This is a genomic window from Pseudomonas taiwanensis, assembly GCF_013393345.1.
In the GTDB taxonomy this organism is placed as follows: domain Bacteria; phylum Pseudomonadota; class Gammaproteobacteria; order Pseudomonadales; family Pseudomonadaceae; genus Metapseudomonas; species Metapseudomonas resinovorans_C.
This window is the reverse complement of the sequence record NZ_QJRF01000036.1, coordinates 1-5695: the sequence shown is the minus strand read 5'-3', so window position 1 is coordinate 5695 and position 5695 is coordinate 1. Positions and strand designations below refer to the sequence as shown.

Here is a 5695-nt window from a genome sequence, read left to right as displayed (position 1 = left end):
CCGGTGATTACCGGCCGGACCTACAACGCCCACCAGCGACCGCCGTACGAGCTGCCGGCGCACAAGACGCGGATGTCTCTCAAGAGCCAGACCCACAAGGGCAGCGGCTTCAACGAATTGCGCTACGAGGACGAGGCTGGGCAGGAAGAAATCTTCATCCATGCCCAGAAGGACCAGAACAACGTCGTCAACCACGACGAGACCACCCAGGTCGGCCACGACCGCAGCGAGCGCGTGGAGAACGATGAAACCGTCTCCATCGGCCACGACCGCAAGGAGGACGTCGGCAACGACGAGACCATCTCCATCGGCAGGGACCGTCGCCATGATATCGGTCAGGACGATTACCTCAACATTGGCCGCAACCAAGTCATCGTCACAACCAAAGACCGTGTCGAAGAGGTAGGCAACAACCGTCACGACAAGACAACGGCCAACCATTGGATACAGATTGGCGGGCACCTCGAAAAACGCGTTGAAGGCCACATTGAACTGGAGGCAAGCCAGCACATCACGCATCGCACCCAAGACTACGAAATTCTTGCCGCAAAAGGCATAACGCTTAGAGCTCCAGGAGGAACGCTGCGAATCGACGGCAGCGGGATAACGCTCGACGGAATCGCAATTCGCATGCTGGGACCCCTGACGCTGAACCCCGGCGGCAGCTCCAACAGCATCGCCATCGACGGCGTGCCGGACCTGGGCGAGCCCGTGTGCCTGGGTTGCTTGCTCAAGGCCATAGCCGAAGGGCGCAGCCTGATTCGGATGGAAGGAGCACTCAACTAATGACTCCCTTCGCAAAAGGACTGGTCGAGCAGCTGCGACAGGCACCGAACCATCGATTGAGCGCCATCGTGGAAATGGCCCGAGTGCCGGAGGTCGAACGTCAACGCCTCACGGACCGGTACAGCGAGAGCGCTCCGATCCTCTACCAAGAGTGCTTCTCGAACCTCCGTGACGTTGGTCCTTGGCTGTTCTCTCCGGGGCAGCATGCCGACCTTCAGGGCCAGCATGACTTCCATTGCGCGCTGACCGAGATGGCAGGCGATGCGCTTTGCGGTTGGCTGGTCAGTACGCTGGCGTTCTCAAAGCTGGCCCACCACCTGGGCCAGGGCACCACCGCGCGTGGGCCCGATGGCGGTACCTACATGCTGCGCTTTCACACCGAGCAGGCGTTTCCCGTATTGCACGCCCGCCACGACTTGCCCGGCATCGCCCACTTGCTTGCCCCAATCCATTCATGGTGGGTGATGGAGCCTCATCCTGAACATAGAGCCTGGCGGCACTATTCGGGCTACGACCAGCCGCAATGCTGGGGGGTTCCACTCATCCAGCTTGACCAGGCCTGCTGGGACGCCTTGGCCGGAGACCCGCTGAGCTATCACCTAGCCGACCAACTCCAAGAGCCGCTTGCGGCTGCCCTATCAGAAAACTGTTATGGAACCCGGCTTGGCCAGGTTCGAAAGCTCTTGGCAGAAGCGCAAGAAAACGGTTTGAACCGCCCAGGGGACCGGGGTGACTACGTCACCCTCCTCACCCTGCATGGCCAGGAATTGCAGGCAACGCCTGCTTGGCAGGAAGCCCTGGCAGAGGCGCGCGACGATGGCCGCCCCCTTGCACTGGCGCTAAAAGCGCGCATCCGCCCAAATATCGAGTGAACCTCACCATGTACCAATGGAAAAACACCTTCGATCAGTGCTCGGAAAACCGCACCCTGCTGGACAGCGTGTTGAATCCGAACGCAGAAGTTACCTGCACACGCACCTTCACCATCCTGCCCCTCCGATACGGCGTAGTCGGAGGAACCGAGATTCAGAGGGGGGAATTGCCTTCTCTGCCGGCGCATCTGCGTCGGCCTCATCAGGTCGGTGCGCTCAGCCAATCCGACTATGCATTGCGGCCATTGCGCGAGGGCTTTCTGTACGTCCTCATCAAGCGCAAGGGCGAGCCGTATGCATGGCACAGCCAGTACCGCGTCTCCGAACTCGGCACCCTCCATTTCATCGAAGCAGAACTGCCCTGGGCTCCGCCGGCATCGGTCAGTGTCGGCGTGAAAGGCATCAAGGGGCTGACCTGGATGCTGAAGCTCAACGATGTGGACGGCATCGAAGGCCTGCGCTTGCTCTACAGCCCGGCGCCCCTGACCAGGGATGGGCTGAACAAGTACCGTGTTCTGAAGATGTACCGGGACATGATGACGTCGGTGGACGTTGCCAAACTGGCCTCGGCAGAGCCGCCACCAATGGACAATGTTCTCTCTTACGGCGAACTCGGCCTTGTCGCGGATATTGCGGCGGACAGCAAACCGCGACTCAAGGAACAACTGAAGAAGCAAGCCTTCACCACCTTACCCCCGCCGCTGCAGTCTGCACGCGCCGAAATGATGCCTGCCGCTGGCCGCAAGGAGCAACGTGGCGCCGCCATCGTCCTGAATGATGCCCTTGGAATCGTCCAGGAGCTCAATGCCTGGCGCAACGCAAGCACCGAGCCCCTCGAGGAATTTATGGCGTGTGAGGACAGGGAAAAACTCACCAACCATCGTAAGTTCACCATCGCTTTTGCCATCGAGAACATCAAAAAGCTCGTGGAGGATGAAGCCGAGCAGCGCTACTACCAGCAGCAGCAGAACATCGGCGTGCGCTACACGGACCCCGAGTACGAGGTGAGTAATCGGCACGCGGTCGTGCAATCGTCGGGCAACTACCAGAACTTCCGCAATCCGCAACATCAGCGACAGGTACAGGAGGCGGCCGCCCAAGACCGTCGCGCCAAGAGTTGGGACAAATACGCCGGGTACATCAACGAAGACATGCGCCAGGACTTCCTCACGCGCTATCGCGAGGCGGTCGACAAGGCGGACACCGCCAAGGACGCGCGAGCGGCGGACCACCTGCTCTGGCTGAAGAGCGAACAGCTTCTCGAAGCGCTTGATGCCTTCGACCGCAACGATACCGAGCAGGCCCTGTTGTTCGAAGACCAGATGGGCAAGGCCATCGCCGGCATGAATGCCACCGCGGTCGGCGAGGCACTGCTCGAACGCTGGCGCGAAGCGGGGATATCCAGGAAAAACCTGTTCTGGCGCTCGCTGGCGCAGAATCAGGATGCCATCGAGGACGAGGTCGACAAGCTGTTTAACGAACAGGGTGCCCTGGCGGTTCTCGACCCCACAGCGTTGCAAGACCGGCTTAAAAAGCTGGCAAACCTGTACGACAAGAGCCACGCCTTGTTGGATTCGTTGGCGGACGCCTCGATAGCGGGACCGCCCTCCAGCTACCTGGTGGGCAGTGCAATGCTCATCAACACGCTGGGCAACTCGCTGTTCCAAAGCACGGTTGCAACCCTCGTGGACAAGCCAGTCAACAAGGTGGTTGCCTCGGCCATACATGCAAGGCTAGGACGCTTTGCACAACACTTCCGGCTAGAAATGCGCGGTGGACAGCCCTTGAGTAGAGGGACGGTGGCCCGCATAGACCATGCCTCCGCCCGCAGCCTCGACGAGGCATTGCGCGCGGGCAACATGGGGGCGATGACGGAAATGCGTATTGGCGGCGCCCTTGTGTTTTTGGAGATGTGGAACCTCTACAACAAGCTGGCAACGGAAGACAAGCGAAGCAGGGAGTACATCGAGGCCGTGGCGGCACTGGTGGCCCTTAGCGCCGCCGGCGTCGAAGTGGGCGCTACCGCCGTGGGGTTTGCCGAGCGAAGCGGCAATGCGGCAGTTCAGCAAGGCGCCAAGGTGTTCAGTGGTGGTTTGCGGTTGGGGGCTGGGGTTTTGGCTGGCTCCGCTGCTCTGGTCGGGGCGTGGTATGACATTGTGGATGCCTATGAAAGCTATAAGTTTAATAAGCATTCGATAGCGGGCGTGTACATCTTACGCGCAAGCACACAACTAGGCGCAGCGAGCCTGTCGATTGCAATCGGGCTGGGTTGTGCAGGTCCATATTTTGAATATCTACTTAAGAAGTACGGAACCAGCCCCATTCTTGGACCTGTATTTGAACGAGGAACTCAAGTATCTACCGCCATGGCTGGTCGTATGGTTCCTATGCTCCGACTGTTCTTAGGAGTCAATAACGTCATTCTTGTATTGATTTTGATTGAAATATTCATACTTCCCAACGCCTTGGAGCGTTATTTGGACCATTGCACTTTCCGAAAGAATCGCAGAAACGGCATTGCCAAGACCGAGGAAAGAGAAATCGAAATCATGCAGCGCACAATCGGGAGCACACTCTGATGTATTTGTTTGAATGGGGATTTCAATGGTCAAAGAGTTTAATGACTTACGAAGAGGCCGTTGAAAGATTCAACAAAAAACAACGGCAACCTGGACAGACTGAACTTCATGCCCCGGAAGGTGTAACTGAGTCTATCTCAAAAACCGTTTACGACAACAACTCAATCTATGCGTATAACGACACCGTAATTGATCTCCGCACGCCCAGCGATGAGAAGAGAGGTTTAATCACCATATTTCTAGGCTGGATTTATTGGTTTCTCTTCTATTTCCTACTGAAGTTCTCTAGCACTGCAGCCGAATATATTATCGCAGGCCATGGCTACTACGAAGATGTACCTCTTGCCAGCAAGGACTATTTCTTTCTACCACTATTCCCGCTATTTTTTATGACAATTCTTGGCGTGTTTCTAAAATACACATTTCGATATTTCAGACTCGAGTCCCTCACCGCCCGCCGCATTATCGTTCGTTTCAACCGCATCACTCGCAAAGTCTACCTGCTGCGCCCCAAGCATTTGGGCGGCATCCGCATCATGGACTGGGATAAGACCGAGGTACTTATCGACAAGAACATGAGTGAACTGGATGGCACCGGCGGTTTCGTCATCCTGGTCTGGGACCGGGGCGATGGCGTGGATTTGCATGGCACGCTTACCGACGACCTTGAGGTGACCTTCGTCGGCAAGCCGACCCATAACGCCAGTGAGTTGCTGGCGTTCTGGGAGTACATCCGCCGCTACATGGAAGACGGCCCCGCCGCCGCACCCGCACCAAAAAAGCTCCTCAGCAAATTCCCCTGGCCCTGGTTATCACTCAAGGCCGCCTGGGGCCTGGACACCCGCTTTCTGCAAAACCGCACTCTGTGGGTGTTCGTCCTGGCCAACTTGCTGATGCTGCCGGTCATCCTTATCCACGCCACCGGCCACTGGCTGTCGCTGCTGCTGTGCTACGAGCCGCGGTTCCCGCGCGCCATCGAAGAGGCAGGACGTAGAGATTAATCACGAGCAACGCGATCGCAGTGCTGGAGATTTAGGGTAGAGCTTTCGTTCATGGCCATTCATTGCGAATGCCATCGGTTTCCACGTAGAACATTTCAAGGAGCACATGATGGGTGGAGCGATTCGGCTGGGAGACGGCCATTCCGGCGGCGGCGCGATGGTAGAGGCCAGCGGATTCCCCGTGGACGGCAGGCCGCAGTGCCTGCTGGGCGACCATGCCCAGTGCCCGACCCACAAGGGCAGATTCCCGCTGGCATCCGGCGGCGACAGTTCGGCCATCATGAACGGACGCCCGCTGGTGTTCGAGCCTGCGCAGCTCGCTTGTGGGTGCAGCGTGTATTCCTCATGCGCAGGTCAGTACGACAGAACTTAGGGAGCCCATGACCCAGGACATCTGTACTCCAGGCCATCAGCGGTCACACCAGCATCAAGCCGGCGGATTTCTGTTTCCCGGCGG

General features: G+C 58.1%; 6 protein-coding genes. 5 read left to right on the top strand and 1 reads right to left on the bottom strand.

Features of this window, described 5'->3' with window-relative positions; translation table 11 throughout:
• The 4 genes from DM872_RS05040 to DM872_RS05025 all read left to right on the top strand — a co-directional run.
• Positions 1–786: bacteriophage T4 gp5 trimerisation domain-containing protein (locus DM872_RS05040; protein WP_444860445.1), on the top strand; the 786-nt coding region annotated here is incomplete at its 5' end.
• Positions 786–1658 (top strand): DUF4123 domain-containing protein, encoded by an 873-nt coding sequence (locus DM872_RS05035; protein WP_179058419.1) that lies wholly within the window; start codon positions 786–788, stop codon positions 1656–1658. The genes DM872_RS05040 and DM872_RS05035, both read left to right, overlap by 1 nt.
• 8 nt (positions 1659–1666) lie before the next feature.
• On the top strand, positions 1667–4237 hold the full coding sequence (locus DM872_RS05030) for a T6SS effector BTH_I2691 family protein (protein WP_179058418.1): 2571 nt from the start codon (positions 1667–1669) through the stop codon (positions 4235–4237).
• Positions 4237–5238, top strand: a complete 1002-nt coding sequence (locus tag DM872_RS05025; RefSeq protein ID WP_179058417.1) for a DUF6708 domain-containing protein — start codon at positions 4237–4239, stop codon at positions 5236–5238. The genes DM872_RS05030 and DM872_RS05025 overlap by 1 nt, the downstream gene beginning before the upstream one ends.
• Before the next feature lie 49 nt (positions 5239–5287).
• Here DM872_RS05025 and DM872_RS30840 read toward each other — a convergent pair whose 3' ends face one another.
• On the bottom strand, positions 5288–5473 hold the full coding sequence (locus DM872_RS30840; protein ID WP_256873295.1) for a hypothetical protein: 186 nt from the start codon (positions 5471–5473) through the stop codon (positions 5288–5290).
• Here DM872_RS30840 and DM872_RS05020 point away from each other — a divergent pair.
• A complete protein-coding gene (locus DM872_RS05020) occupies positions 5396–5611 on the top strand; it encodes a PAAR domain-containing protein (RefSeq protein ID WP_256873294.1) in 216 nt (71 codons plus the stop codon). The genes DM872_RS30840 and DM872_RS05020 overlap by 78 nt on opposite strands.
• Positions 5612–5695 lie beyond the last annotated feature (84 nt).

Bases quoted from the DNA above. Each gene is read 5' to 3' on its own strand.
- DM872_RS05030 (WP_179058418.1), top strand. From the start codon at position 1,667: ATGTACCAATGGAAAAACACCTTCGATCAGTGCTCGGAAAACCGCACC.
- DM872_RS05035 (WP_179058419.1), top strand. From the start codon at position 786: ATGACTCCCTTCGCAAAAGGACTGGTCGAGCAGCTGCGACAGGCACCG.
- DM872_RS05020 (WP_256873294.1), top strand. From the start codon at position 5,396: ATGGTAGAGGCCAGCGGATTCCCCGTGGACGGCAGGCCGCAGTGCCTG.
- DM872_RS05025 (WP_179058417.1), top strand. From the start codon at position 4,237: ATGTATTTGTTTGAATGGGGATTTCAATGGTCAAAGAGTTTAATGACT.